Raw genomic sequence first — 24587 nt, forward strand, 5'->3', positions numbered from 1 at the left:
TGCTGTGCGGCCCATGAACTGCGCCCTGACGTTGGACAAAAATCCAATCTCAGGGCGTTTCACATGAGCAAACCCTGGGTAGCCGTGTCAGTCCTTCCAGAAGGGTTTCTGCCCTTCGATCCGGGCCTGCTCCCAGCTCAGCCCGACATCGCGCAACTCGTCATCGGTCAGTTGCAGCAACGCCCTGCGGGTATGCCAGCGATGCAGCATCAGCCCCCAACGCCCCAAACCCTCTGGCGCGTTGAACACCTTGGCCTGCTGCCCGGCTTCCAGTTCCTTGGCCAACAGTTGCAAGCGCACATCGCTCATGCCACCCATCACCGCCTCCTCCCGTTCAGTTGTTACCGTGGAGAAAGCATGCGCGTCGGCACCCTCGACAATACAGATCCAATACAGCCTTATTATTCCCATACAGAATTGGCCGCCGACCGACTGAATGCTGTATTTTCGGGCCAACTGTACCGGTCGCTATGCCAATGCAGCGCAGGAGTATGCCGTGACCCTCTACCTGAATCTCGCCGAAATACTCGGCGCCCGCATCGAGCAGGGGCTCTATCGCCCCGGCCAGCGCCTGCCGTCTGTGCGCGCACTGAGTGAGGAGCACGGGGTCAGCCTGAGCACCGTGCAGCAGGCCTATCGCATGCTCGAAGACAGCGGCATGGTCTCGCCACGGCCCAAGTCCGGCTACTTTGTCAGCGACCAACGGCAGTTGCCGGCACTGCCCGCAGTCAGCCGCCCGGCCCAGCGCCCGGTGGACATCTCGCAGTGGGAACAGGTGCTTGAGCTGGTGCGCAGTACGCCACGCCAGGATGTGGTGCAACTGGGCCGCGGCATGCCCGACATCGACAGCCCTACCCTGAAGCCACTGCTGCGCAGCCTTGCCCAGTTGAGCCGACGCCAGGACATGCCTGGCCTGTACTACGACAACATCCACGGTAATCTGGCCCTGCGCGAACAGGTGGCCCGGCTGATGCTCGACTCCGGCTGCCGCCTGGGGCCGGCCGACCTGGTGATCACCACCGGCTGCCACGAGGCGCTGTCATGCAGCATCCGCGCGGTCTGCGAACCAGGTGACATTGTCGCGGTCGACTCGCCCAGCTTCCACGGCGCCATGCAAACCCTCAAGGGCTTGGGCATGAAAGCGCTGGAAATCCCCACGGACCCGGTCACCGGCATCAGCCTGGAGGCGCTGGAGCTGGCCCTGGAGCAGTGGCCGATCAAGCTCATCCAGATCACCCCCAGCTGCAACAACCCGCTGGGCTACATCATGCCCGAGGCCCGCAAGAAGGCCCTGCTGAGCCTCGCCCAACGCTATGACGTGGCGATTCTGGAAGACGATGTGTACGGCGACCTGGCCTATACCTACCCACGCCCACGCACCCTGAAGTCGTTCGACGACGATGGCCGCGTGCTGCTCTGCAGTTCGTTCTCCAAAACCCTCGCGCCCGGCCTGCGGATCGGCTGGGTGGCACCTGGGCGCTACCTGGAACGCGTGCTGCACATGAAGTACATCAGCACCGGCAGCACCGCCAGCCAGCCTCAGTTGGCCATCGCTGACTTCATCGCCGGCGGGCACTACCAGCCCCATGTACGGCGCATGCGCAGCCAGTACCAGCGTAGCCGCGACCTGATGAGCGACTGGGTGACCCGCTATTTCCCGGCAAGCACCCGGGTCAGCCGGCCCCAGGGCGGCTTCATGCTGTGGGTGGAATTACCCGAACAACTCGACACGCTTCGGCTGAACCGCGCTTTACTGGAGCAGGGCGTGCAGGTTGCCGTAGGCAGCATCTTTTCGGCCTCGGGCAAGTTCCGGCACTGCCTGCGCATGAACTTCGCTGCCAGGCCAACGCCGCAAATCGAAGCCTCCGTGCGTAAGGTCGGTGAAACCGCCCTTCGTCTACTGGATGACGAAAGCGCCGACGCGTAACTTTGCGCCGCCCGTCACGGTCAAACCTCAAAAGCCCTTGCTGCACAGGACGGTCCACCCTTGAGACTCCAGCGAGCCTTGCCTCTGCTGCTGGTGTTGTTGCTCGGCCTTGCCGGTTGCACAAGCATCAGCGCGCCCCGCGAAACCAGTCAGGCGTTGCCTGCCCACGACTCGGCCTTTGGCCGCTCGGTGCTGCGCCAGGCCGCGCCCTATGGCGGCCGCTCGGGCTTTCGCCTGCTGCCCAACAGCAACGAGGCATTTCGCGCCCGCGCCGAACTGATACGCAACGCCCAGGCGAGCATCGACCTGCAGTACTACATCGTCCACGACGGCCTCAGTACCCGCGCCCTTGTGCATGAACTGCTGCGCGCTGCCGACCGTGGCGTGCGCGTGCGCATCCTGCTCGACGACACCACCAGCGACGGCCTGGACACCGTCATGGGCACCCTCAATGCCCACCCCAACATCCATATCCGTGTGTTCAACCCATTGCATCTGGGGCGCAGTACCGGCGTTACGCGCGCCGTGGGCCGGCTGTTCAACTTGTCGCGCCAGCACCGGCGCATGCACAACAAGCTGTTCCTGGTGGACAACAGCATGGCCATCGTCGGCGGGCGCAACCTGGGCGACGAGTATTTCGATGCTGAGCCCAATCTCAACTTCACCGACATCGACCTGCTGGGCGTGGGCCCGGTAGCCGAACAGCTGGGGCACAGCTTCGACCAGTACTGGAACAGCGCTCTCAGCCGGCCGATCACCGATTTCCTCTGGCATGACCCGGATGCCAGCGACCTGCGGGCCAGCCGCCAGCGCCTGGAAGTGTCGCTGGCCAAAGCCAGGACCCAGCGCAAGGCCCTGTACGACCGCTTGATGGCCTACCAGTCGCAGCCGCGCCTGGATGTGTGGCGCAACGAGCTGATCTGGGCGCACGCCCAGGCGCTATGGGATGCACCCAGCAAGGTGTTGGCCGAAGACGAACCGGACCCGCAGTTGCTGCTGAGCCAGCAACTGGCACCGGACCTGGCTAACGTGCACCGCGAGCTGGTCCTGGCATCGGCCTACTTTGTACCGCGCGAACCGGGGCTGCTGTACCTGACCGGCCGCGCCGACGCTGGCGTTTCGGTGAAGCTGCTGACCAACTCGCTGGAAGCCACTGATGTGCCGGCAGTGCATGGAAGCTATGCCCCCTATCGGCGCGCCTTGCTTGAGCACGGGGTGCAGCTTTACGAACTTCGCCGCCAGCCAGGCGACCCCAGCGCGGGGCGATTGAGTTTCCGTGGCAGCTCGGATTCGAGCCTGCACACCAAGGCGATCGTGTTCGACCGGCGCAAGACCTTCATCGGCTCGTTCAACTTCGACCCGCGCTCAGTATTGTGGAACACCGAGGTCGGGGTACTGGTGGATAGCCCGGAGCTGGCCGAATACACCCGCGAACTGGCCCAGCAGGGTATGGCGCCTGCGCTGAGCTATCAGGTGAAACTGGTAGGTAACAAGCTGGTATGGGCAACCGAGGACAATGGCCAACGGCACGTGCTGACGTCTGAGCCGGGTGGGATCTGGCGGCGGTTCAATGCTTGGATCAGCAAGGCGGTTGGCCTGGAGAAGATGCTGTAGCTGCGATTCCGGGGGCCTTGCGCCCCAAAATCATCAGGCAGAAACCGGCTCGAAGGCTCCGCGCCGCCGGGTCAATACCACCAACCCCGCAGCCCCGGCCGCCATCAGCAATAGCAACGCATGCCCGCTGATCCACTGGCTCCCCGCCCCCGCCAACAACGGCCCGAGCAAACAGCCAATACCCCACAGCTGGGCCACGTGGGCATTGGCCCGCACCAACTCATCATCCCGGTAACGCTCACCGATCAGCACCAGCGACAAGGTGAACAAGCCGCCGGCACTGGCGCCGAACAACACCCACAACGGCCAGATAACCGGTGTGTGCAACAGCAGCGGGATTGCCAGGCTGGACACCAGCAGGGTCACCGCACAGCCAGTGAACAGGGTACGTCGCGACATATGGTCGGCCAGCGCGCCGATGGGTAACTGCAGCACCGCATCACCCACCACCACGGTACTTACCATGAACAGGGCGATTTCGGTGCTGAAGCCCTGCTGCAGGCAATACACCGGCAGCAACGTGAGGATCATCGCCTCGAACGAGGCGAACAGGGCAATGGCCCAGGCAATTACCGGCAAGCGTCGGCAGAAGGCGAACAGGTCGCCAAAGGTGACATTGCAGGCTTCGGTGCTCGGCGCTCCACCACGCCCTAGCAGAACCAGCGGCGCGGCCAGCAGCAGGCCGGTCGCCGCCCAGAAGCCGAAGTCGTCATCAGAGCCGAGGAAGCCCAGCACCAAAGGCCCGGCCAGCTGGCTCAGGGCGTAGCTGCTGCCATACAGCGCCACCAACCGGCCACGCCACTGTTCGACCACCAGTTGGTTGATCCAGCTTTCGCCGAGGATGAACACCACGGTCAGGGACATGCCGATCATCAGCCGCAGCAGCAGCCACAACGGGTAGCTGGGCAGCAGCGCGAGCAGGCCAATCGACAGCGCCCCGCCCCACAGGCACAGGCGCATCGCCGAAGGAACGCCAACCCAACCTGCCAGGCGGCTGGCCAGGCTGGCACCGGCCAGTACACCCAACGCCGGCATTGCCGCCATCACGCCGATGGCGAAGCTGCCGTAGCCCCAGGCTTCCAGGCGTAGGGATACCAGCGGCATGCTCACACCCAGCGCTAGGCCAACACTGAGCACCGATGCCAGTACAGCGAAATAGGTACCCCAACGCATTGCAGCCTCCTGGGCCAACGATTTTCCATGACCCATTCGCGGGCACGCCCGCTCCCACAAATACATCACAGTATTCAAGACTTGTGATGTACCTGTGGGAGCGGGCGTGCCCGCGAATGGGCCGCAAAGCGGCCCCTTACGATTACAGCTTGATCCAGGTCGCCTTCAGCTCGGTGTACTTCTCCAGTGCGTGCAGCGACTTGTCACGGCCGTTGCCCGACTGTTTGAAGCCACCGAACGGCGCGGTCATGTCGCCGCCGTCGTACTGGTTGACCCAGACGCTGCCTGCACGCACGGCACGGGCGGTCTTGTGGGCCTTGGAAATGTCCGAAGTCCAGATACCCGCTGCCAGGCCATACGGGGTGTCGTTGGCAATGGCCACGGCTTCTTCGGCGGTGTCGAAGGCAATCACCGACAGCACCGGGCCGAAGATTTCTTCCTGGGCAATGCGCATGGCGTTAGTCACGCCGTCGAAGATGGTCGGCTCGACGTAAGTGCCGCCGGTCTCTTCCAGGGTGCGCTTGCCGCCGGCCAGCAGCTTGGCGCCGTCCTTGTGGCCAGCCTCGATGTACGACAGCACGGTGTTCATCTGCTGGGTATCGACCAGGGCACCGACCGTGGTCTGCGGGTCCAGCGGGTTGCCTGGCTTCCAGCCTTTCAGGGCCTCTACCACCATCGGCAGGAACTTGTCCTTGATCGAACGCTCGACCAGCAGGCGGGAACCTGCCGTGCACACTTCGCCCTGGTTGAAGGCGATCGCGCTGGCCGCGGCCTCGGCGGCAGCTTGCAGGTCCGGGGCGTCGGCAAAGACGATGTTCGGGCTCTTGCCACCGGCTTCCAGCCAGATGCGTTTCATGTTCGACTCGCCCGCATAAACCATCAACTGCTTGGCGATCTTGGTCGAACCGGTGAACACCAGGGTATCGACGTCCATGTGCAGGGCCAGGGCCTTGCCCACGGTGTGGCCATAGCCTGGCAGCACGTTCAGCACACCAGCCGGGATACCGGCTTCGATCGCCAGTTGGGCAATGCGAATGGCCGTCAGCGGCGATTTTTCGGACGGCTTGAGCACGACCGAGTTACCGGTGGCCAACGCCGGGCCGAGCTTCCAGCAGGCCATCAGCAGCGGGAAGTTCCAAGGTACGATGGCACCGACCACACCTACCGGCTCGCGGGTAACCAGGCCAAGCTGGTCATGCGGAGTCGGGGCAACTTCGTCGTAGACCTTGTCGATGGCTTCGGCAGTCCAGTGGATGGCTTGGGCCGCACCTGGGATATCGATGCTGGAGGAGTCGCCAATCGGCTTGCCCATGTCCAGCGTTTCCAGCAGCGCCAACTCTTCGACGTTCTTGCGCAGCAGGTCGGCGAAGCGGATCAGCTTGGCCTTGCGCTTGGCCGGGGCCAGCTGCGACCACACGCCGGAGTTGAAGGTGGCACGGGCGTTTTCAACAGCGCGGTTGGCATCGGCCAGGTCGCAGCTGGCAACCTTGGCCAGGAAGCGTCCGTCGACCGGGCTCAGGCACTCGAAGGTTTCACCGGATACGGCATCGGTGTATTCGCCGTTGATGAAGGCACGGCCTTCGATCTTCAGTTGCTGGGCACGTTGTTCCCAGTCCGCACGGGTCAGGGTGGTCATACGAAACTCCTCCTCTTGTTTAGGTGCAACGCCGCACTGAGGACTCACAGGCGTTGTCAGAATTCTGGCCGGGCGCCAAGCGCACACTGGCAAGCGATACCCTAAACCAGCCGGTGTAAACTATCAATATATTTGACACGAGAGGCTCAAAAGCCTACTGATGTTCATTTTATTAAACAACAACAGGAGCCGAACCATGAGTATTGATAGCATCATCGACTTCGCGCAGGTCATCACCGAAGCTGAACGCTACCGCCCGGCTGCAGAGAAAATTCTCAAGGGCGAGCCGGACCAGGCGGTCTACAACCATTATTCCAGCCCGTGTGGGCAGTTTGCCGCTGGCGTTTGGGAAGGCGAGGTGGGGCAATGGACGGTGAATTACACCGAGCACGAGTACTGCGAGATCGTCCACGGTGTTTCGGTGCTGCGCGACCAGGACGGCGAGGCGAAAACCCTGCGTGCCGGCGATCGGTTCGTCATCCCCGCCGGCTTCAAGGGCACCTGGGAGGTGCTGGAGCCGTGCCGCAAGATCTATGTGATGTTTGAGCAGAAGTAACCACAGAAGTATCTATGTAGCGCAGGCAGCGCGCAGGCATGCGTGAGGATGGCCCTGCCCAGGTCGGGCCATCCAACTTCAACAGGAAGAACGCCATGACCAACGAAGAAGTCCTGCAAGCCCTTGCCCACCTGGTCGGCACCCCTTACGCGCCAGCGCTCAAAGACACCATCCGCACCCTCACCGGCCGCCCCCGGGTGGTCGGCCCCAACGAGATATGCACACGCGAGCACGATGTCGAGCGCATCCAGATCAAGGCCGGTGCCGACCTGCTGATCCAGGGCTTCGACTTCAACTGACCCTGCAGCAGGCATAAAAAAACCCGCCTCCTTTCGGATGCGGGTTTTTTTCAGGTCGCCGATCAATTACTTGATCTTGGCTTCCTTGTACACCACGTGCTTGCGAACAACCGGATCATATTTCTTGATCTCGATTTTGTCCGGGGTGGTGCGCTTGTTCTTGTCGGTGGTGTAGAAGTGGCCGGTACCGGCACTCGAAACCAGACGGATCAATTCACGCATGATGCTCTCCCTTAAACCTTGGCGCCAGCTTTACGGATGTCAACCAGAACGGCGTCGATGCCGCGCTTGTCGATGATACGCATGCCTTTGGCGGAAACGCGCAGACGCACGAAACGCTTCTCGGATTCAACCCAGAAACGGTGGTGCTGCAGGTTCGGCAGGAAACGACGACGGGTTTTGTTGTTTGCGTGGGAAATGTTGTTCCCGGTTACTGGACCCTTACCAGTAACTTGACAGACTCTCGACATGACTCAGCCCTCTAAAACCACATGCCCAACCCGGCATGGGTTGGCCGCTTAATCTCTCAGTCTTTGGCGCCTGAGCGCCGTGATTCTGGAGGCCTTATCGACCGGATCCGCTTATGCGACAGGCCGAGCCCCTAGAAAAGAGCGCTGCTTTATACCAGAAAGAGTTGGCTGCAACAACAGTAGATGCACATTACCGCTAGCCAGAACGCGCCGGGCCAGCATAGCGGCAGGCCCCGCCAGTCGTCGACCGCTCGTCGCAAGATTTGCAAAAAAGGGTGTGGTCATTTGCCGGCGGGCGCACTAGGGTAGGCCTTTTCCAGACTGCACTGGCAGATGGGCCACTGACAGCCAAGGAGCCACCATGCGTGCCGCCGCACTTTCCTTATTGTTCACCTCCCTGTTCGCCGCAGGCGTAGCCCAGGCCGCTCCGCTGAGCGTTTGCAGCGAGGCCAGCCCCGAAGGCTTCGACGTGGTGCAGTACAACTCGCTCACCACCACCAACGCCACCGCCGACGTGCTGATGAACCGTCTGGTGGAGTTCGATGCGGCTCAAGGCAAGGTGGTGCCGAGCCTGGCGACCGGCTGGACGGTATCGGCCGACGGCCTGGTGTATGACTTCACTCTGCGCGATGACGTCAAGTTTCACAGCACCACCTACTTCAAGCCAAGCCGCAAGCTGAATGCCGACGACGTGCTGTTCAGCTTCCAACGCATGCTCTACCCGGCCCATGCCTGGCACAAGACTGCGCCGGGCGGCTACCCGCATGCCCAATCGCTGCAGCTGGGCAGCCTGATCAAGGCGATCGAGGCGCCTTCGCCGAACACCGTGCGCTTCACCCTCAGCCACCCGGACGCCACCTTCCTGGCCACCCTGAGCATGGGCTTCGCCTCGATCTACTCCGCCGAATACGCCGACAAGCTGCTCAAGGCCGGCACGCCGGAGAAGCTCAACAATCAACCGATCGGCACTGGGCCGTTCGTGTTCCAGCGGTTCCAGAAAGACGCCGTGGTGCGCTACCGCGCCAACCCGGATTACTTCGCCGGCAAGCCGGCGGTCGACCCGCTGATCCTCGCCATCACCACCGATGCCAACGTTCGCCTGCAAAAGCTCAAGCGTGGCGAGTGCCAGGTTGCCCTGTCGCCCAAACCGCTGGACATTGCCGAAGCGGGTAAGGACGGCAACCTCAAGGTGTCCACCACCCCGGCATTCATGACTGCCTTCGTCGCCATCAACAGCCAGCACCCGCCGCTGGACAAGCCGGAAGTGCGCCAGGCCATCAACCTGGCCTTCGACAAGCAGGCCTATCTCAAGGCCGTGTTCGAAGACTCTGCGGTGGCCGCCAACGGCCCGTACCCGCCCAACACCTGGAGCTACGCCAAGGACCTGCCCGGCTACCCGCTGGACCTGAAGAAAGCCAAGGCTCTGTTGGCCAAGGCCGGGCTGTCCGATGGCTTCAGTACCACCATCTGGACCCGGCCCTCGGGTAGCCTGCTCAACCCCAACCCCAGCCTTGGCGCGCAGATGCTGCAAGCCGACCTGGCAAAGATTGGCGTGAAAGCGGAGATCCGCGTAATCGAATGGGGCGAACTGATACGCCGCGCCAAGGCCGGCGAGCATGACTTGCTGTTCATGGGCTGGGCGGGCGACAACGGCGACCCGGACAACTTCCTCAGCCCGCAGTTTTCCTGTGCGGCGGTCGAGTCAGGGACCAACTTCGCGCGCTTCTGCGACACCCGCCTGGACCAGCTGATCAGCGCCGGGCGTACCACCAACGACCAGAGCGTGCGCAGCCGGCTGTACCAGCAGGCACAGACGCTTATCCAACAGCAGGCGCTGTGGGTGCCACTGGCGCATCCGACGGCGGCGACCTTGCTGCGCCAAGGCGTCGAGGGGTACCAGGTGAGCCCGTTCGGGCGGCTGGACTTCAGCAAGGTGACAGTGACCAAGTAAGCCTGTACCGGCCTCTTCGCGGGTGAACCCGCGAAGAGGCCGGTACAGGCAGCACAAAGGCTCCCGCTTTCCTCAGGCGACAATCCACCCATGCTCGACCATCGACAACGGTTCCCCATCGCCGATGATGATGTGGTCCAGCACCCGCACGTCGATCAACGCCAGCCCCCGCTTCAATGACAAGGTCAAATGCACATCGTCCTGACTCGGTTCACTGATCCCTGAGGGATGGTTGTGGCACAGGATCAATGCCGCAGCGTTGTGCACCAACGCCCGCCGCACCACCTCTCGCGGATAGACACTCGCCCGATCTATCGTGCCCCTGAACAGGATCTCAAATGCCAGTGGCCGGTGCTTGGTATCGAGAAACAGACACCCGAACACTTCGCTGGCCTCATGCCTGAGCATGGCTTTCAAGTAGCGTCGCACCGCTGCCGGGCTGTCCATGGCTGATTCCCGCTCAATCGACGTTGCAAGGTGCCTGCGCCCGATCTCAAGCAGTGCCTGCAGCTGGCTGTACCTCACCGGGCCCAACCCAAGCTCGCCGACGAAGGCCTCGCGGTCGGCCTCCAGTAACCGGCGCAAGCTGCCGAACTTCACCAACAAGCCTCGCGAAAGCTCCACGACATTACGCCCACGTACGCCCGAGCCGAGAAAAACGGCCAGCAGCTCCGCGTCTGTCAGGCTCCCTGCCCCTCGCTGCAACAACTTCTCCCTAGGCCGTTCTTGCGCCGGCCACTCCCTGATGTTCATTCCACCCCTGCCTTTGCTGCGGCCCATTTCGGCCCTGTGTTAATCTATTTCGCCTCGTACATGCGACGTTCCGCCGCAGGCATTTTCAAACGTCGTCGCCCGCTCTCACTGGAAAAAGGCAAGCCTATGCAGCGGCTGTATCGCAAGCGCATCGTTCTCGGCGTGGGTGGCGGCATTGCCGCCTACAAAAGTGCCGAGCTGATTCGCCGTCTCCTGGAGCACGGCGCGCAGGTGCGCGTCGTCATGACCCGGGGTGGTGCCGAATTCATCACCCCGCTGACCCTGCAGGCGCTGTCGGGCCATCCGGTGCACATGGACCTGCTCGACCCGGCCGCCGAAGCAGCCATGGGCCATATCGAACTGGCCAAGTGGGCGGACCTGGTGCTGATCGCCCCCGCCACCGCCGACCTCATGGCACGCATGGCCCAGGGCATGGCAGACGACCTGCTGACCACGCTGGTGCTGGCCACCGACGCCACCGTCGCCGTGGCCCCGGCCATGAACCAGGCCATGTGGCGCGACCCGGCCACCCAGGCCAACCTCGAGCTGCTCAAGAGCCGTGGCATTCAGGTGTTCGGCCCGGCATCCGGCAGCCAGGCCTGTGGCGACGTCGGCCTGGGGCGCATGCTCGAAGCCACCGAGCTGGCCTGGTGCGCCGCGGAAAGCTTCAAGCGCCAGGCACTGACCGGTAAGCACGTGCTGATCACCGCCGGGCCGACCCAGGAAAACATCGACCCGGTGCGCTACATCACCAATCATAGCTCCGGCAAGATGGGCTTCGCCCTGGCCGAAGCGGCCGCCGAAGCAGGGGCTCGGGTGACCCTCGTCACAGGCCCTGTGCACTTGCCAACCCCTGACCGGGTCAGCCGCATCGACGTAGTCAGCGCGCGGGACATGCTCGCGGCCTGTGAAGCGGCCATGCCGTGCGACCTGTTCATTGCCTCGGCAGCGGTTGCGGACTACCGCCCCGAAGTGGTTGCCACACAAAAACTGAAGAAAGATCCTACGACCGGCGACGGCATGCTGCTGCAGATGGTGCGTAATCCCGATATCCTTGCCACCATTGCTGGCCGCAGCGACCGCCCCTTCAGCGTCGGCTTCGCCGCCGAAACCGAACACCTGCTCGATTACGCCACGCGCAAGCTCAAGGACAAGAACCTCGACCTGATCGTCGCCAATGATGTGGCCAACCCCAGCATCGGCTTCAACAGCGAAGAAAACGCCTTGACCGTGATCGACCGCCAGCAGCACCAGACTCTCTTCGCGCAGACCAGCAAGGGCAAGATTGCCCGGCAACTGGTCGCCTTCATCGCCGATCGGCTCAATCAGGTTCAATAAGTTACATGCACGCTCTTCAAGCCAAGATCCTCGACCCACGCCTGGGTTCCGAATTCCCCCTGCCGGCCTACGCCACCCCTGGCTCCGCCGGCCTGGACCTGCGCGCCCTGCTCAAGGAGGACACCGTCCTCGAGCCAGGCCAGACCCTGCTGATCCCTACCGGCCTGTCGATCTACATCGGCGACCCGGGCCTGGCGGCGATGATCCTGCCCCGCTCGGGCCTGGGTCATAAGCACGGCATCGTGCTGGGCAACCTGGTCGGCCTGATCGACTCGGACTACCAAGGCGAGCTGATGGTGTCGTGCTGGAACCGTGGCAATACGCCGTTCACCATCGCGGTTGGCGAACGTATCGCCCAGCTGGTGCTGGTTCCGGTGGTACAGGCCCACTTCGACATCGTCGAAGCGTTCGATGAAAGCCAGCGTGGCGCTGGGGGCTTCGGTCACTCCGGCAGCCACTGAGCCGGCAAATGACCGTTCAGGCCAAGGATGGCGAACTCTCTGGCGAAAGCACCGTCCAAGCGTTCAGTTTGCGCCTGCCCAGAAAGCCTTTGACTAATGGAGCTTCCAGAGATGAACGATATGGCCCACCTGGTCCCCGCCGCATTGCCCGACAGCATTTTCCGCGCCTATGACATACGCGGCGTGGTCGGCAAGACCCTTCACGCCGAAACCGCCTACTGGATCGGCCGCGCCATCGGCGCGCAAAGCCTGGCCCAGGGCGAACCGCAGGTTTCGGTAGGGCGCGATGGCCGCCTGTCGGGCCCGATGCTGGTGGAACAGCTGATCAAGGGCCTGGTCGATGCCGGTTGCCAGGTCAGCGACGTCGGCCTGGTGCCCACCCCGGCGCTGTACTACGCGGCCAACGTGCTGGCCGGCAAGTCGGGCGTGATGCTGACCGGCAGCCACAACCCGTCGGACTACAACGGTTTCAAGATCGTCATCGCCGGCGACACCCTGGCCAATGAACAGATCCAGGCCCTGCTGACGCGCCTGAAAACCAACGACCTGACCCTGGCCCAAGGCCGCGTGGAGAAGGTCGAGATCCTCGACCGCTACTTCCAGCAGATCGTCGGCGACGTAAAGCTGGCGAAAAAGCTCAAGGTGGTGCTGGATTGCGGCAATGGCGCCGCTGGCGTGGTTGCACCGCAACTGATCGAAGCCCTGGGCTGCGAAGTGATCCCGCTGTTCTGCGAGGTCGACGGCAACTTCCCCAACCACCACCCGGACCCGGGCAAGCCTGAGAACCTCGAAGACCTGATCGCCAAGGTCAAGGAAACCGGTGCCGATATCGGCCTGGCCTTCGACGGTGACGGCGACCGCGTCGGCGTGGTGACCAACACCGGCAGCATCGTCTACCCCGACCGCCTGCTGATGCTGTTTGCCCAGGACGTGCTGTCGCGCAACCCGGGCGCCGAGATCATCTTCGACGTCAAATGCACCCGCCGCCTGACCCCGCTGATCGAACAGCATGGTGGCAGTGCCTTGATGTGGAAAACCGGCCATTCGCTGATCAAGAAGAAGATGAAGCAGACCGGTTCGCTGCTGGCAGGCGAGATGAGCGGTCACATCTTCATCAAGGAACGCTGGTACGGTTTTGACGACGGTATCTACAGCGCCGCGCGCCTGCTGGAGATCCTCAGCAAGACCGAGCAGAGCGCCGAAAACCTGTTTGCCGCCTTCCCGAGCGATATTTCCACGCCGGAAATCAATATTGATGTGACCGACGAGGGTAAATTCAGCATCATTGATGCACTGCAACGCGACGCCGACTGGGGCGAAGCCAACCTGACCACCATCGACGGTGTGCGGGTCGACTACGCCAATGGCTGGGGCCTGGTTCGCGCCTCCAACACCACCCCGGTGCTGGTGCTGCGTTTCGAGGCCGACAGCGACGCCGAATTGCAACGTATCAAGGATGTTTTTCGCACCCAGTTGCTGCGGGTAGAGCCTGAGCTGCAACTGCCGTTCTGACCGACTATCTGTTCCTTACAGGAGCCCTGCATGACCCTCGATCGCGATGCCGCTTCCCATGTAGCCGAGGTTTTGTCCGAAGCACTGCCTTACATCCGCCGCTTTGTCGGCAAGACCCTGGTGATCAAGTACGGCGGCAACGCGATGGAGAGCGAGGAGCTCAAGACGGGCTTCGCCCGTGACATCGTGCTGATGAAGGCTGTGGGCATCAACCCTGTGGTGGTCCACGGTGGTGGCCCGCAGATCGGTGACCTGCTCAAGCGCCTGTCGATCGAAAGCCACTTCATAGACGGCATGCGCGTCACCGATTCGGCGACCATGGACGTTGTCGAGATGGTGCTGGGCGGCCAGGTCAACAAAGACATCGTCAACCTGATCAACCGCCACGGCGGCAGCGCCATCGGCCTGACCGGCAAGGACGCAGAGCTGATTCGCGCCCGCAAGCTGACTGTCAGCCGCCAGACGCCTGAGATGACCACGCCGGAAATCATCGACATCGGCCACGTGGGCGAAGTGGTGAGCGTGAACACCGACCTGCTGAACATGCTGGTGAAGGGCGATTTCATTCCAGTGATCGCGCCAATCGGCGTGGGCGCCAACGGTGAGTCGTACAACATCAACGCCGACCTGGTGGCGGGCAAGGTAGCCGAGGCGCTGAAAGCCGAGAAGCTGATGCTGCTGACCAACATTGCCGGCCTGATGGACAAGCAGGGCCAGGTGTTGACGGGCCTGACCACCGAGCAGGTAAACGAACTGATCGCTGACGGCACCATTTATGGCGGCATGCTGCCGAAGATCAAGTGCGCGCTGGACGCGGTGCAGGGCGGCGTGAACAGCTCGCACATCATTGATGGCCGCGTGCCGAATGCGGTGCTGCTGGAGATTTTCACCGACAGCGGCGTGGGTACCCTGATCACCAATCGCAAGCCGCGCTGATTGGTCGGTTAGCCTGCACTGGCCTCTTCGCTCGAGCCTGGCGCTGCCCCCTGTAGGAGCGGGTTTACCCGCGAAAGGGCCAGAACAGGCGACACAAAAAAGGCGACCCTCTGAAGAAGGTCGCCTTTTTTCATTTCTAGGCCAGGATCAGATCCCGTACTGCGCCCGATAGGCCTCGACAGCCGGCAGGTGCTGCTTCAACTGTGGGTCGTCAGCCAGGAACTCCAGCACCTGGGTCAGCGAAACAATGCTGACCACCGGGATACCGAAGTCGCGTTCCACTTCCTGGATCGCCGACAGTTCGCCGTTGCCGCGCTCTTCACGGTTCAGGGCGATCAGTACACCAGCGGCTTTGGCCTGCTGGGCGTTGATGATCTGCATGACCTCACGGATGGCGGTACCGGCGGTAATCACGTCGTCGATGATCAGCACGTCACCGGCCAGCGGCGCGCCGACCAGGCTGCCACCTTCGCCATGGTCCTTGGCTTCCTTGCGGTTGAAGCACCATGGCACGTCGAGCTGATGCTGGTCGGCAAGCGCCACCGCGGTAGTCGCCGCCAGAGGGATACCCTTGTAGGCCGGGCCGAACAGCACATCGAACGGGATCTTGCTATCGACGATGGCGGCGGCGTAGCAACGCCCCAGCTCAGCCAGTGCGGAGCCGGTGTTGAACAAGCCGGCATTGAAGAAATATGGGCTGGTACGCCCCGATTTCAGGGTGAATTCACCGAAACGCAGTACCCCGCGATCGATGGCAAAACGGATAAAGTCGCGCTGATACGGCTGCATGAATAGTCCCGGACACCACGGATTTAGCTAAATGGGTTGAGCTCGGGTATCATACACGCACGAGATTTTTGGGGCCATTTATGCGGATCATCAGTGTGAACGTAAATGGCATTCAGGCTGCGGCCGAGCGTGGTTTGCTCAGCTGGCTGCAAGCCCAGAATGCCGACGTCATCTGCCTTCAGGATACCCGCGCCTCGGCCTTTGAACTCGACGACCCAGCTTTCCAGCTCGATGGCTATTTCCTTTATGCCTGCGACGCGGAGGTGCCTGCCCAAGGTGGTGTGGCCCTTTACTCGCGCATGCAGCCCAAGGCAGTCATCACCGGCCTGGGCTTCGAGACAGCCGACCGCTACGGGCGTTACCTGCAAGCAGATTTCGACAAAGTCAGTATTGCCAGCCTGCTGCTGCCTTCGGGCATGAACGGCGACGAAGACTTGAACCAGAAGTTCAAGTTGATGGACGACTTCGCCAAGTACCTGGACAAGCAGCGTCGCAAGCGTCGCGAATACATCTATTGCGGCTCGTTCTACGTGGCGCAACAGAAGCTCGACATCAAAAACTGGCGTGACAGCCAGCAGTCGCCAGGCTTCCTGGCGCCAGAACGCGCCTGGATGGATGCGATCACTGGCGAGATGGGCTACGTCGATGCCTTGCGCGAAGTCAGCCGTGAAGGTGACCAGTACAGCTGGTGGCCGGACAATGAGCAGGCCGAAATGCTCAACCTGGGCTATCGGTTCGACTACCAGATCCTCACCCCGGGCCTGCGCCGCTTCGTGCGCAACGCTCGCCTGCCACGTCAGCCACGCTTCTCCCAGCATGCGCCGCTGATCGTCGACTATGACTGGACGTTGACCATCTAAGATGGCATTGGGGCTGCTTCGCAGCCCCAACTGCTATTTGATCGGCCGCCAGATCATCGGGTAGCGATACGGCTTGCCCTCATTCGCCCGCACCGCCGCAATGATGATCAATATCATCACCGCCACCGCCAGCATGGCAAACAGTACCAGCCCGATAAACACGAACATCAGCAGGAAGCAGATAAACCCGGCAATGGTCACGCTGATTTGAAAGTTCAGCGCCTCTTTGCCCTGGGCGTCGATAAAAGGGTCTTGCTCGCGCTTGAGGTGCCATAGCACCAGCGGGCCCAGCAGGTGCCCAAGCGGCACTACCAGGCCCAACAACGCGGAAAGGTGGCAGAACATCGCCCATTGCCGGATTTCGGCATTGGGCGGGGTGATCGACAGGTTTGAATCGCTCATGCCCCGCACCTCCTTGACTGGCTTCAGTCAGCCAGTGCCGCCTGCTGCAGCTCGAAAATCTCGTTCATGCCCTTCTGCGCCAGGGCGAGCATGGCGTTGAAGTCTTCCGGCTGGAACGGTGCGCCTTCGGCAGTACCCTGCACTTCGATGAAGCCACCGGCGCTGGTCATGACCACATTCAGGTCGGTTTCGGCTGCGGAGTCTTCCAGGTAATCCAGATCGAGCACGGCTTCGCCCTGGTACATGCCTACCGACACGGCAGCAATCATGTGCTTGAGCGGGTTGCCGCCCTTGAGGCCGCCGCGCTTCTTGATCACTGCCAAAGCGTCGCACAAGGCAACCATGGCGCCGGTGATGGACGCGGTACGGGTACCGCCATCGGCCTGGATCACGTCGCAATCGACGTACAGGGTGATGTCACCGAGCTTGCTCATGTCCAGCGCGGCGCGCAGCGAACGGCCGATCAGGCGCTGGATTTCCAGCGTGCGGCCACCCTGCTTGCCACGGCTGGCTTCGCGTTGGTTACGTTCGCCGGTGGAGCGCGGCAGCATGCCGTACTCGGCAGTCAGCCAGCCTTGGCCCTGGCCTTTGAGGAAGCGCGGTACACCGTTTTCAACGCTGACCGTGCAGATGACTTTGGTGTCACCGAACTCGACCAGTACCGACCCTTCGGCGTGCTTGGTGTAGTTGCGGGTGATGCGGATCGAGCGGAGCTGATCGGCAGCGCGACCACTTGGACGTTTCATCTGGGATACCTGTACTGGGACTTTGAATCTGCCGAGCATTATAGAGCCCGCAGCCCAGGGAAGACATGCCTATTGTCGTGCCGGCACAGCCCGTCGCCTTTTCCTACCGCAGTAGCTCCCCGTCGGTAACATAGGCGGATTGGGCGCCACGGCGACACTGCGCTACAATCCTGCGCCTTGCAGCCGAGAGGCTCCCACCGTTCATTCATCTACGCGAGGTACTCCCCATGGTGCATAGCATGACCGCTTTTGCTCGTGTCGAGCGCGCCGGCAGCCAAGGCACCCTGGTCTGGGAGCTGCGTTCGGTCAACCACCGTTACCTGGAGCCGCACCTGCGCCTGCCCGAGGCCCTGCGCGACCTCGAAGGCGGCGTACGTGAGGGCCTGCGCCAGGGCCTGTCACGCGGCAAGGTGGAATGCACCTTGCGCCTCAACGAAGACAGCAATGGCAAACCCCTCAAAGTGGACCATGAGCGCGCCGCGCAACTGGTCGCCGCCGCCGAGGAAGTGGCCGGCCTGATCAAGCAGCCGGCCCCCCTGAACCCGCTGGAAGTGCTGTCATGGCCAGGCGTGCTGGTAGCCGACACCAGCGACCCCCAGGCACTGAACGCCGAGGCCATGGCGCTGTTCGACGAAGCGCTGGCCGAACTCAAGGCCGGGCGCCAGCGCGAAGGCCAGGAACTGGCGCGGCTGATCAACGAACGCCTGGACAACATGGCCAGCGAAGTCACGACCCTGCGCGCCCTGGTGCCGCAGATGCTGGCGGCGCAGCGGCAGAAGATTCTCGACCGCTTCGGCGACATGCAAGCCGAGCTGGACCCACAGCGCCTGGAGCAAGAGATGGTGCTGCTGGCCCAGAAAAGCGACGTGGCAGAGGAACTCGACCGCCTCAGCACCCACGTCACCGAAGTGCGCCGTGTGCTCAAGGGTGGCGGCGCCGCTGGCCGGCGCCTGGACTTCCTGATGCAGGAACTCAACCGTGAGGCCAACACCCTTGGCTCCAAGGCCTTCGACCCACGCAGCACGCAAGCGGCGGTCAACCTGAAGGTATTGATCGAACAGATGCGTGAACAAGTACAGAACATCGAGTAAGGCCACCCCAGACCATGAACCACAGCAGCGGCACCCTCTACATCGTTTCGGCCCCCTCGGGCGCCGGCAAGACCAGCCTGGTCACCGCCCTGACCAAAGACGACCAACAGATCCGCGTCTCGGTCTCGCACACTACCCGCGCCATGCGCCCGGGCGAGCAGCACGGGGTGAACTATCACTTCGTCGTCCACGAGGAGTTCAAGACGCTGATCGCGCAAGGAGACTTTCTGGAGCATGCCGAAGTGTTCGGCAACTTCTACGGTACTTCGCGCAGCGCGCTGCAGCAGACCCTGGATCAAGGCTACGACCTGATCCTGGAAATCGACTGGCAAGGTGCCCAGCAAGTGCGCAAGCTGATGCCGCAGGCGCTGTCGGTGTTCATCCTGCCTCCAAGCCAGGAGGCGCTTCGCCACCGCCTGGACGGGCGCGGGCAGGACAGCGAAGAGATCATTGCCGGGCGCATGAAGGAAGCGGTCAGCGAGATGGTGCACTACGACGAGTATGACTACGTGATCATCAATGATGATTTCGACGCGGCGCTGGCAGACTTGAAAGCGGTGTTCCGCTCGAATCGGCTGCTGTTGAAGAAGCAGCAGCAGCGTCATGCGGCGCTGCTGAAGCAAATGATCGGCTAAAGATCGATGGGGCTGCATTGCAGCCCCATTGGTTTATTCCTGTAGTGGCAAGGTAGCCTGCTGACGCAGGGTAGCCCCGAGGAAGTACGCCGGCGCACGCATGCGCGACAGCATCATCAGGCCGATACCAAGCACCGAGATGATCGCGGCAATCACGAACACCAGCCCCAGCCCGCCCACATGCGAGCCGCTGCCGAAGTCCGGCGAAGCACTGTCGATGGCGGTGCGCACGAAAATCACCGACAAGATCACCCCACCCACCAATGGGCACAGGCCGCGCATGATGAAGTGGCGCAGGCTGTCGAACAGGCTGCCGCGGAAATACCAGACGCAGGCAAACGCGGTCAGCGAATAGTAGAAGCAGATCATCATGCCCAATGCCGTGATGGTATCTGCCAGCACGTTCTCGCTCAGCGTACGCATGGTCACGTAGAACAGGCCTGCGGCCAGGCCGGCGCAGATGGTGGCATAGCGTGGCGTTTGCGAGCGCGGGCAGACGCTGGCGAACTTCTGCGGTACCGCACCGTAATAACCCATGGCCAACAGGGTGCGCGCCGGCGCGACGAAGGTCGACTGCAGCGACGCCGCCGTACTGGCCAGCACGGCGATGGACATCAGGATCGCCAGCGGCCCCATGACCGGGCCGGCCAGGTGGGCAAAGACGTTTTCCTGGATGCGCGGGTTGTTCAGGCCCAGACCCGTTTCGCTGATACCGGCAAACTGCAGGGTGGCGATGGCGGTGAACAGGTACAGACCGAGGATCAACATCACGGTCCAGGTAGCGGCCTTGCCCGGCACCTCTTCGCTGCCCACCGATTCTTCACTGACGGTCAGGCAAGTGTCCCAGCCCCAGAAGATGAAGATCGACAGTGACAGGCCAGCGGCAAAGGCCGAGAACGACTCGACACCGAACGGGTTGAACCAGGCGAAATCGAACGCCAGCGGTGGCGGCGCGGTGGTGCCGCCGAAAGCGGCGAAAGCAAAGCCGATCAACACCAGCAACTGCAGGGCCACCAGGCCGTACTGCACAGTCATTGTGGTGGCGATACCCCGACAGCAGATCCACACGGCCAGGCCGATGAACACACAACAGGTAACGATGTTGATCAACAGGTTGTCGGCCAACGCTGCCAACTCATGCTTGCCAGTGATCTGGCCAAGGAACAGGTAGAAGAAGTCCACCGCCACACCTGCCAGGTTCGACAGCACGATCGTGGTGGCAACCACCAGTCCCCAGCCGCCGATCCAGCCAATCATCGGGCCGAATGCACGCGCCGACCAGGTAAACGACGTCCCGCTGTCCGGCTCAGCCGAGTTCAGCTCGCGATAGCCCAGGGCCACCAGCAGCATCGGCAGGAAGCCCACGATGAACACGGCCGGCAGGTGGGCGCCCACCTCACGCACGGTAGGGCCAAGGGCCCCAGTCAAGGTATAGACCGGCGCGATGGTGGAAATGCCCAGCACCACGCTGGCCAACAGGCCCAAGCGGCCCTTGGCCAGGCCTTTGCTGCGCTGAGTGTTGCCCGCGTCGGCCGCCACATCGGGTGGGCGGCCGGCTTCTGTGTAATTGCTCATGAGTATTTGCCGTAAATTTTGGAATTGTTTTAACAAGCCTTGAGTACAAGGCTCGCTTTCACTCATTGAAAGCTTGCTATCGGGGACGAGTCATCCGAGACCTTCGGCTGACGTCAGAATCATTCCTGCCGTGAGCCCTCCCGTGCTGCGTAGGCATTGCAGGCCTCGCGAAACGCCTGAAACAGACGCAGCGAGACCGGGTTTTCGGTGAAGCGCCACTCGGGGTGCCACTGCACCCCGAGCACAAAGCCCGGCGCTTCGGGCATGGACACCGCCTCGATCAGGCCATCCGGGGCCCGCGCCTCGACGCGCAGGCCCGGGGCCAGACGGTCGATGCCCTGACTGTGCAGCGAGTTGACCTCGAACTGTGCGGCCAGCCCCAGGCGCTCGAACAACCCGCCAGGCTCGATGCTGACCGAGTGGCGAGGGCCATATTGCACTTCCAGGGGGGCGTCCTCAGGTTCGCGGTGGTCAAGGTAACCAGGCATTTCCTGCACACGCTGATGCAGGCTGCCGCCAAGGGCCACGTTCAGCTCCTGGTAGCCTCGGCAGATGCAGAATACGGGCACACCGACGGCAATGGCTGCCTGCAGCAGCGGCAGGGTCAGGCGATCACGCGCCAGATCATGCCGGGTCCCCGCCACACTGGGGGCGCCATTGTAATGCTGCGGCTCGATATTAGAAGGCGAGCCGGTAAAAACAATGCCGTGCAGACGGGCCAGCAGCGCTTGCGTGTCGCTGCCGCCATCACGGGCCGGCAAGATCAGTGGCAAGCCGGCAAAGCCGGCCGCCTCGACATACTTGTCGCCCACCGTGTGCGACGAGTTCTTCCCCACCTGCTGACGGCAGGCGCTGATACCGATCAAAGGGACCGCATTTGCGCTCATGGGCTTACACCGTGTGCAGGTACCAGTTGTACTCGAGGTCGGAAATCGATACCTCGAACTCGGCCAGTTCGCTTTCCTTGCAGGCCACGAAGATATCGATGTAGTCCGGGCTGATGTATTGGTTGAGGACTTCGCTGTCATCCAGCGCGCGCAGTGCATCGCGCAGGTTGTTCGGCAGGCTTTGCTCCAGTTGTTCGTAGGAGTTGCCTTCGATCGGCGCCTCGGGCTCGACCTTGTTGGTCAGGCCATGGTGAACGCCGGCAAGGATGGCCGCGAGCATCAGGTAAGGGTTGGCATCGGCGCCGGCTACACGGTGCTCAAGGCGCACATTGTCGCTGCTGTCGGTGGGCACGCGTACGGCCACGGTGCGATTGTCCAGGCCCCAGCTCGGCGCATTGGGCACGTAGAACTGCGCGCCGAAACGGCGGTAGGAGTTGATGTTGGGGCACAGGAAGGCCATCGACGCCGGCATGGTTTCCAGCACGCCACCGATGGCGTGGCGCAGTGTATCGCTTTGCAGCGGATCGTCACTGGCGAAAATGTTCTTGCCGGTTTTCTTGTCCAGCAATGAGATGTGCACGTGCAGCCCGTTGCCAGCCTGGCCTGGATAAGGCTTGGCCATGAAGGTGGTGTCCATTTCATGGTCGTAGGCGACGTTCTTGATCAGGCGCTTGAGCAGGATCGCGTAGTCGCAGGCCTTCAGCGGATCCGCCACGTGATGCAGGTTGACCTCGAACTGCGCTGGGGCGCTTTCCTTGACGATGGCGTCGGCAGGCAGGCCCTGTTCCTTGGCCGCCTCGAGCATGTCCTGCAAGCAGTCGGCGTACTCGTCGAGGTCGTCGATCAGGTACACCTGGGTCGACTGCGGGCGCTTGCCTGAGATCGGCGAGCGCGGCGGTTGCGGGCGGCCATTGAGGTTGTCCTGGTCGATCAGGTAGAACTCCAGTTCGAACGCGGCGCAAATATCCAGGCCCAGGTCGTCGAACTTGCTCACCACCTGGCGCAGCACTTCACGCGGGTCGGCGAAGAACGGCTGGCCATCGAGCTCGTGCATGGTCATCAGCAGCTGGGCGGTGGGGCGCTTCTGCCACGGCTCGTCCGACAGCGTGCCGGGGATCGGGAAACAGATGCGGTCGGCGTCGCCGATGTCCAGCCCAAGGCCGGTGCTTTCTACAGTGGAGCCGTTGATATCAAGGGCGAACAGCGATGCGGGCAGGTTGATGCCCTTCTCGTACACCTTGTGCAGGCTGGCCCGCTCGATGCGCTTGCCACGTACCACGCCATTCATGTCGGAGATCAGCAGGTCTACGTACTGCGTGTCCGAATGGGCCTGGAGGAAGTCATTCATCTCGCTGGAAGAACTGGCGCACGGGGTTACCGACGTCATGGTGTACATCCTTTGATGTGCTGCGGCGATGTGGGGATACGGCTGGCGCCTCACGGGCGACGATGGTTGCAGCTGTTGTTCTTTTCACTTTCCCATCGTGGGGACTGGTTACCCGACCGGGCGCATTGATTCCGGGGGGCCGTTTCACTATAAAATGGCCCAGACGCAACAGACATTGGCAATTTGGCAAGCAGAGCGTGCATCAATGCAATATCAGATAACCCACGCAGACCTCTCTCTGGTCCTGGCACTGGAACGTGGCCGCTCGCTGGCCAAAGCCGCCGAACTGCTCAAAGTCGACGTGTCGACCGTGTTTCGCTCGATCCGCCGATTGGAGTCGGCGCTGGGCACCGCCTTGTTCGTCAAAAGCCGAAAGGGCTATCTGCCGACTGACACCGCCCAGGCCTTGGCCGAACAGGCCGAACGTGCCGAGCAGGCGCTGGAAGCGGCGCGCATTGCCATGACCAGTGGCGAGCAGGTAGTCAGCGGCACGGTGCGCCTGACTTGCACCGAGGCGGTGATGCACAGCCTGTTGCTGCCTGCACTGGCCGAGTTCATGTCCAACTACCCGGCCTTGTCGCTGGAGATGGGCACCTCCAACACCTTCGCCAACCTCAGCCGGCGCGACGCCGACATCGCTCTGCGCCTGACCAACACACCTCCGGAGCACCTGGTTGGCCGCAACCTGGGTTCGACCTCTTATGTAGTCTGCGGCCAGCCGCAGTGGCGCGAGCGCCTGAGCGAGTCCCCCGCCAGCGTGCCGTGGATAGCACCAGACGACTCGATGCAGGACCACCCTACGGTGGTCTGGCGCAACCAGCAACACCCGGGCTTGAGCCCGCGCTACCAGTGCAGCAGCATGTCGACCATCGCCCAGTTGGTAATGGCCGGCCTGGGCGTGGCAGCACTGCCGGACTACATGGTGCATGCGCTGCCCGGGGTGGATGCACTCAGCGGCCCCCTGCCCGGCTGCGACACTCAGCTGTGGTTGCTGACCCGGCCGGATTGCCGGGCGTTGCGCTCGGTGCAGACCTTGTTCGAAGAGCTGACCCCGCGGTTGCGTGACGCGATGCTCTGAGGTTATCGTCAGGCTCATGCACTGAGGGGGTCTGTTCCGGCCCTTTCGCGGGTAAACCCGCCGCTACAAGCTACGCGGCCCCTGTAGGAACGGGTTTTACCCGCGAAGAAGCCAACGCGAGCCTGAAGGTACCACCCGGCAAAACAGCGCTTCCCTATTGGCTGGTGAATTTTTATACTATCGAGTCCGCCTGCCCATTAATGGGCTGCACGCCCACCGCATTTGCTACTGAGGAAGACCATGGCCCGCGTAACTGTTGAAGACTGCCTGGAACACGTGGATAACCGCTTTGAGCTGGTCATGCTCTCGACCAAGCGCGCTCGCCAGCTGGCGACCGGCGGCAAAGAGCCACGCGTTGCGTGGGAAAACGACAAGCCTACCGTTGTTGCCCTGCGTGAAATTGCCGAAGGCATCGTCACCAACGAGTTCATCGCCGCTGAAGAGATCGTCACCGAGGATCCGGTGTTCGCCGCGTTCGAGGACGAGAACAACGAGGCTGTCTGATTGATGC

The 24587-nt window shown here is 62.5% G+C and carries 25 protein-coding genes and 1 pseudogene; 14 read left to right on the plus strand and 12 right to left on the minus strand.

The annotated features are described in order from the left end of the window. Positions 1 to 87: 87 nt before the first annotated feature. Positions 88 to 318, minus strand: a complete 231-nt coding sequence (locus LVS58_RS02735; protein ID WP_012054093.1) for a DUF1127 domain-containing protein — start codon at positions 316 to 318, stop codon at positions 88 to 90. Positions 319 to 496: 178 nt separating this feature from the next. On the opposite strand from LVS58_RS02735, the gene LVS58_RS02740 reads away from it, so the two are divergent. Continuing rightward, complete coding sequence (locus LVS58_RS02740; protein ID WP_233689779.1) at positions 497 to 1927, plus strand: aminotransferase-like domain-containing protein; 1431 nt, start codon at positions 497 to 499, stop codon at positions 1925 to 1927. 60 nt (positions 1928 to 1987) lie between these two features. Next, complete coding sequence (locus LVS58_RS02745; protein ID WP_233689780.1) at positions 1988 to 3541, plus strand: phospholipase D family protein; 1554 nt, start codon at positions 1988 to 1990, stop codon at positions 3539 to 3541. A 33-nt stretch (positions 3542 to 3574) separates the two neighbouring features. On the opposite strand, the gene LVS58_RS02750 is transcribed toward LVS58_RS02745, so the two are convergent. Both LVS58_RS02750 and LVS58_RS02755 read right to left on the minus strand, forming a co-directional pair. Then, on the minus strand, positions 3575 to 4714 hold the full coding sequence (locus LVS58_RS02750) for an MFS transporter (protein WP_233689781.1): 1140 nt from the start codon (positions 4712 to 4714) through the stop codon (positions 3575 to 3577). Between the two features lie 142 nt (positions 4715 to 4856). Further along, the gene (locus LVS58_RS02755) at positions 4857 to 6350 is read right to left on the minus strand and encodes an aldehyde dehydrogenase (protein WP_010955785.1); all 1494 of its coding nucleotides are present in this window, start codon (positions 6348 to 6350) and stop codon (positions 4857 to 4859) included. Positions 6351 to 6546: 196 nt separating this feature from the next. Between LVS58_RS02755 and LVS58_RS02760 the strand changes: the two genes are divergently transcribed. After that, on the plus strand, positions 6547 to 6906 hold the full coding sequence (locus tag LVS58_RS02760; RefSeq protein WP_233689782.1) for a cupin domain-containing protein: 360 nt from the start codon (positions 6547 to 6549) through the stop codon (positions 6904 to 6906). A gap of 95 nt (positions 6907 to 7001) precedes the next feature. After that, positions 7002 to 7205 carry a hypothetical protein gene (locus tag LVS58_RS02765; protein WP_233689783.1) on the plus strand — a complete coding sequence of 68 codons (204 nt, stop codon included), beginning with the start codon at positions 7002 to 7004 and terminating at the stop codon, positions 7203 to 7205. Positions 7206 to 7271: 66 nt separating this feature from the next. Here the strand turns inward: LVS58_RS02765 and rpmG are convergent, their stop codons facing one another. Beyond that, entirely contained in the window at positions 7272 to 7427 is a 156-nt protein-coding gene (rpmG, locus tag LVS58_RS02770; RefSeq protein WP_003253507.1) for a 50S ribosomal protein L33, read from the minus strand. A gap of 11 nt (positions 7428 to 7438) precedes the next feature. Then, positions 7439 to 7675, minus strand: a complete 237-nt coding sequence (rpmB, locus tag LVS58_RS02775) for a 50S ribosomal protein L28 (RefSeq protein WP_003253504.1) — start codon at positions 7673 to 7675, stop codon at positions 7439 to 7441. 361 nt (positions 7676 to 8036) lie between these two features. On the opposite strand from rpmB, the gene LVS58_RS02780 reads away from it, so the two are divergent. Next, entirely contained in the window at positions 8037 to 9626 is a 1590-nt protein-coding gene (locus tag LVS58_RS02780) for an ABC transporter substrate-binding protein (RefSeq protein WP_233689784.1), read from the plus strand. 72 nt (positions 9627 to 9698) lie between these two features. Here the strand turns inward: LVS58_RS02780 and radC are convergent, their stop codons facing one another. Further along, complete coding sequence (gene radC / locus LVS58_RS02785; protein ID WP_233689785.1) at positions 9699 to 10379, minus strand: RadC family protein; 681 nt, start codon at positions 10377 to 10379, stop codon at positions 9699 to 9701. Positions 10380 to 10505: 126 nt separating this feature from the next. Here radC and coaBC point away from each other — a divergent pair, with 126 nt between their 5' ends. From coaBC to argB, 4 genes and pseudogenes are all read left to right on the plus strand, one after another. Beyond that, positions 10506 to 11717: a bifunctional phosphopantothenoylcysteine decarboxylase/phosphopantothenate--cysteine ligase CoaBC gene (gene coaBC / locus LVS58_RS02790; protein WP_233689866.1), complete on the plus strand. Its 1212-nt coding sequence runs from the start codon at positions 10506 to 10508 to the stop codon at positions 11715 to 11717. A 5-nt stretch (positions 11718 to 11722) separates the two neighbouring features. Continuing rightward, positions 11723 to 12178, plus strand: coding sequence for a dUTP diphosphatase (gene dut, locus LVS58_RS02795; RefSeq protein WP_233689786.1), 456 nt, complete (start codon positions 11723 to 11725; stop codon positions 12176 to 12178). Positions 12179 to 12322: 144 nt separating this feature from the next. Continuing rightward, a pseudogene (locus tag LVS58_RS02800) lies at positions 12323 to 13690 on the plus strand (phosphomannomutase/phosphoglucomutase); the annotation flags it as partial. A gap of 30 nt (positions 13691 to 13720) precedes the next feature. Then, the gene (gene argB, locus LVS58_RS02805; RefSeq protein WP_004575216.1) at positions 13721 to 14626 is read left to right on the plus strand and encodes an acetylglutamate kinase; all 906 of its coding nucleotides are present in this window, start codon (positions 13721 to 13723) and stop codon (positions 14624 to 14626) included. A gap of 147 nt (positions 14627 to 14773) precedes the next feature. On the opposite strand, the gene pyrE is transcribed toward argB, so the two are convergent. After that, positions 14774 to 15415: an orotate phosphoribosyltransferase gene (gene pyrE / locus LVS58_RS02810; RefSeq protein WP_003253405.1), complete on the minus strand. Its 642-nt coding sequence runs from the start codon at positions 15413 to 15415 to the stop codon at positions 14774 to 14776. An 80-nt stretch (positions 15416 to 15495) separates the two neighbouring features. On the opposite strand from pyrE, the gene LVS58_RS02815 reads away from it, so the two are divergent. Beyond that, a complete protein-coding gene (locus tag LVS58_RS02815) occupies positions 15496 to 16275 on the plus strand; it encodes an exodeoxyribonuclease III (protein ID WP_003253401.1) in 780 nt (259 codons plus the stop codon). 33 nt (positions 16276 to 16308) lie between these two features. Here the strand turns inward: LVS58_RS02815 and LVS58_RS02820 are convergent, their stop codons facing one another. Together LVS58_RS02820 and rph are read right to left on the minus strand one after the other, a co-directional pair. Beyond that, positions 16309 to 16677, minus strand: a complete 369-nt coding sequence (locus tag LVS58_RS02820) for a DUF4870 domain-containing protein (RefSeq protein WP_233689788.1) — start codon at positions 16675 to 16677, stop codon at positions 16309 to 16311. Positions 16678 to 16700: 23 nt separating this feature from the next. Then, positions 16701 to 17423, minus strand: a complete 723-nt coding sequence (gene rph, locus LVS58_RS02825; protein WP_136917217.1) for a ribonuclease PH — start codon at positions 17421 to 17423, stop codon at positions 16701 to 16703. 227 nt (positions 17424 to 17650) lie between these two features. Here rph and LVS58_RS02830 point away from each other — a divergent pair, with 227 nt between their 5' ends. After that, positions 17651 to 18514, plus strand: coding sequence for a YicC/YloC family endoribonuclease (locus LVS58_RS02830; RefSeq protein WP_010955794.1), 864 nt, complete (start codon positions 17651 to 17653; stop codon positions 18512 to 18514). Between the two features lie 14 nt (positions 18515 to 18528). After that, a complete protein-coding gene (gene gmk / locus LVS58_RS02835; protein WP_233689789.1) occupies positions 18529 to 19149 on the plus strand; it encodes a guanylate kinase in 621 nt (206 codons plus the stop codon). 33 nt (positions 19150 to 19182) lie between these two features. Here the strand turns inward: gmk and LVS58_RS02840 are convergent, their stop codons facing one another. The 3 genes from LVS58_RS02840 to LVS58_RS02850 form a co-directional block, all read right to left on the minus strand. After that, complete coding sequence (locus LVS58_RS02840) at positions 19183 to 20724, minus strand: APC family permease (protein ID WP_003253391.1); 1542 nt, start codon at positions 20722 to 20724, stop codon at positions 19183 to 19185. 119 nt (positions 20725 to 20843) lie between these two features. Continuing rightward, positions 20844 to 21611 (minus strand): gamma-glutamyl-gamma-aminobutyrate hydrolase family protein, encoded by a 768-nt coding sequence (locus LVS58_RS02845; protein WP_233689790.1) that lies wholly within the window; start codon positions 21609 to 21611, stop codon positions 20844 to 20846. 4 nt (positions 21612 to 21615) lie between these two features. Beyond that, the gene (locus tag LVS58_RS02850; RefSeq protein WP_442796423.1) at positions 21616 to 22998 is read right to left on the minus strand and encodes a glutamine synthetase family protein; all 1383 of its coding nucleotides are present in this window, start codon (positions 22996 to 22998) and stop codon (positions 21616 to 21618) included. A 205-nt stretch (positions 22999 to 23203) separates the two neighbouring features. On the opposite strand from LVS58_RS02850, the gene LVS58_RS02855 reads away from it, so the two are divergent. Then, positions 23204 to 24076, plus strand: a complete 873-nt coding sequence (locus tag LVS58_RS02855) for a LysR family transcriptional regulator (RefSeq protein ID WP_003253385.1) — start codon at positions 23204 to 23206, stop codon at positions 24074 to 24076. A 240-nt stretch (positions 24077 to 24316) separates the two neighbouring features. Continuing rightward, on the plus strand, positions 24317 to 24580 hold the full coding sequence (rpoZ, locus tag LVS58_RS02860) for a DNA-directed RNA polymerase subunit omega (RefSeq protein WP_003253383.1): 264 nt from the start codon (positions 24317 to 24319) through the stop codon (positions 24578 to 24580). The last annotated feature ends 7 nt before the right edge of the window (positions 24581 to 24587 follow it).

This window comes from Pseudomonas sp. JR33AA, assembly GCF_021378985.1.
In the GTDB taxonomy this organism is placed as follows: domain Bacteria; phylum Pseudomonadota; class Gammaproteobacteria; order Pseudomonadales; family Pseudomonadaceae; genus Aquipseudomonas; species Aquipseudomonas alloputida.

Bases quoted from the DNA above. Each gene is read 5' to 3' on its own strand.
- argB (WP_004575216.1), top strand. From the start codon at position 13,721: ATGACCCTCGATCGCGATGCCGCTTCCCATGTAGCCGAGGTTTTGTCC.
- LVS58_RS02760 (WP_233689782.1), top strand. From the start codon at position 6,547: ATGAGTATTGATAGCATCATCGACTTCGCGCAGGTCATCACCGAAGCT.
- rpmG (WP_003253507.1), bottom strand. From the start codon at position 7,427: ATGCGTGAATTGATCCGTCTGGTTTCGAGTGCCGGTACCGGCCACTTC.
- rpmB (WP_003253504.1), bottom strand. From the start codon at position 7,675: ATGTCGAGAGTCTGTCAAGTTACTGGTAAGGGTCCAGTAACCGGGAAC.
- coaBC (WP_233689866.1), top strand. From the start codon at position 10,506: ATGCAGCGGCTGTATCGCAAGCGCATCGTTCTCGGCGTGGGTGGCGGC.
- dut (WP_233689786.1), top strand. From the start codon at position 11,723: ATGCACGCTCTTCAAGCCAAGATCCTCGACCCACGCCTGGGTTCCGAA.
- LVS58_RS02845 (WP_233689790.1), bottom strand. From the start codon at position 21,611: ATGAGCGCAAATGCGGTCCCTTTGATCGGTATCAGCGCCTGCCGTCAG.
- LVS58_RS02850 (WP_442796423.1), bottom strand. From the start codon at position 22,998: ATGACGTCGGTAACCCCGTGCGCCAGTTCTTCCAGCGAGATGAATGAC.
- LVS58_RS02820 (WP_233689788.1), bottom strand. From the start codon at position 16,677: ATGAGCGATTCAAACCTGTCGATCACCCCGCCCAATGCCGAAATCCGG.
- LVS58_RS02750 (WP_233689781.1), bottom strand. From the start codon at position 4,714: ATGCGTTGGGGTACCTATTTCGCTGTACTGGCATCGGTGCTCAGTGTT.
- radC (WP_233689785.1), bottom strand. From the start codon at position 10,379: ATGAACATCAGGGAGTGGCCGGCGCAAGAACGGCCTAGGGAGAAGTTG.
- gmk (WP_233689789.1), top strand. From the start codon at position 18,529: ATGAACCACAGCAGCGGCACCCTCTACATCGTTTCGGCCCCCTCGGGC.
- LVS58_RS02830 (WP_010955794.1), top strand. From the start codon at position 17,651: ATGGTGCATAGCATGACCGCTTTTGCTCGTGTCGAGCGCGCCGGCAGC.
- LVS58_RS02755 (WP_010955785.1), bottom strand. From the start codon at position 6,350: ATGACCACCCTGACCCGTGCGGACTGGGAACAACGTGCCCAGCAACTG.
- LVS58_RS02815 (WP_003253401.1), top strand. From the start codon at position 15,496: ATGCGGATCATCAGTGTGAACGTAAATGGCATTCAGGCTGCGGCCGAG.
- LVS58_RS02765 (WP_233689783.1), top strand. From the start codon at position 7,002: ATGACCAACGAAGAAGTCCTGCAAGCCCTTGCCCACCTGGTCGGCACC.
- rpoZ (WP_003253383.1), top strand. From the start codon at position 24,317: ATGGCCCGCGTAACTGTTGAAGACTGCCTGGAACACGTGGATAACCGC.
- LVS58_RS02840 (WP_003253391.1), bottom strand. From the start codon at position 20,724: ATGAGCAATTACACAGAAGCCGGCCGCCCACCCGATGTGGCGGCCGAC.
- LVS58_RS02735 (WP_012054093.1), bottom strand. From the start codon at position 318: ATGGGTGGCATGAGCGATGTGCGCTTGCAACTGTTGGCCAAGGAACTG.
- pyrE (WP_003253405.1), bottom strand. From the start codon at position 15,415: ATGCAGCCGTATCAGCGCGACTTTATCCGTTTTGCCATCGATCGCGGG.
- LVS58_RS02780 (WP_233689784.1), top strand. From the start codon at position 8,037: ATGCGTGCCGCCGCACTTTCCTTATTGTTCACCTCCCTGTTCGCCGCA.
- rph (WP_136917217.1), bottom strand. From the start codon at position 17,423: ATGAAACGTCCAAGTGGTCGCGCTGCCGATCAGCTCCGCTCGATCCGC.
- LVS58_RS02855 (WP_003253385.1), top strand. From the start codon at position 23,204: ATGCAATATCAGATAACCCACGCAGACCTCTCTCTGGTCCTGGCACTG.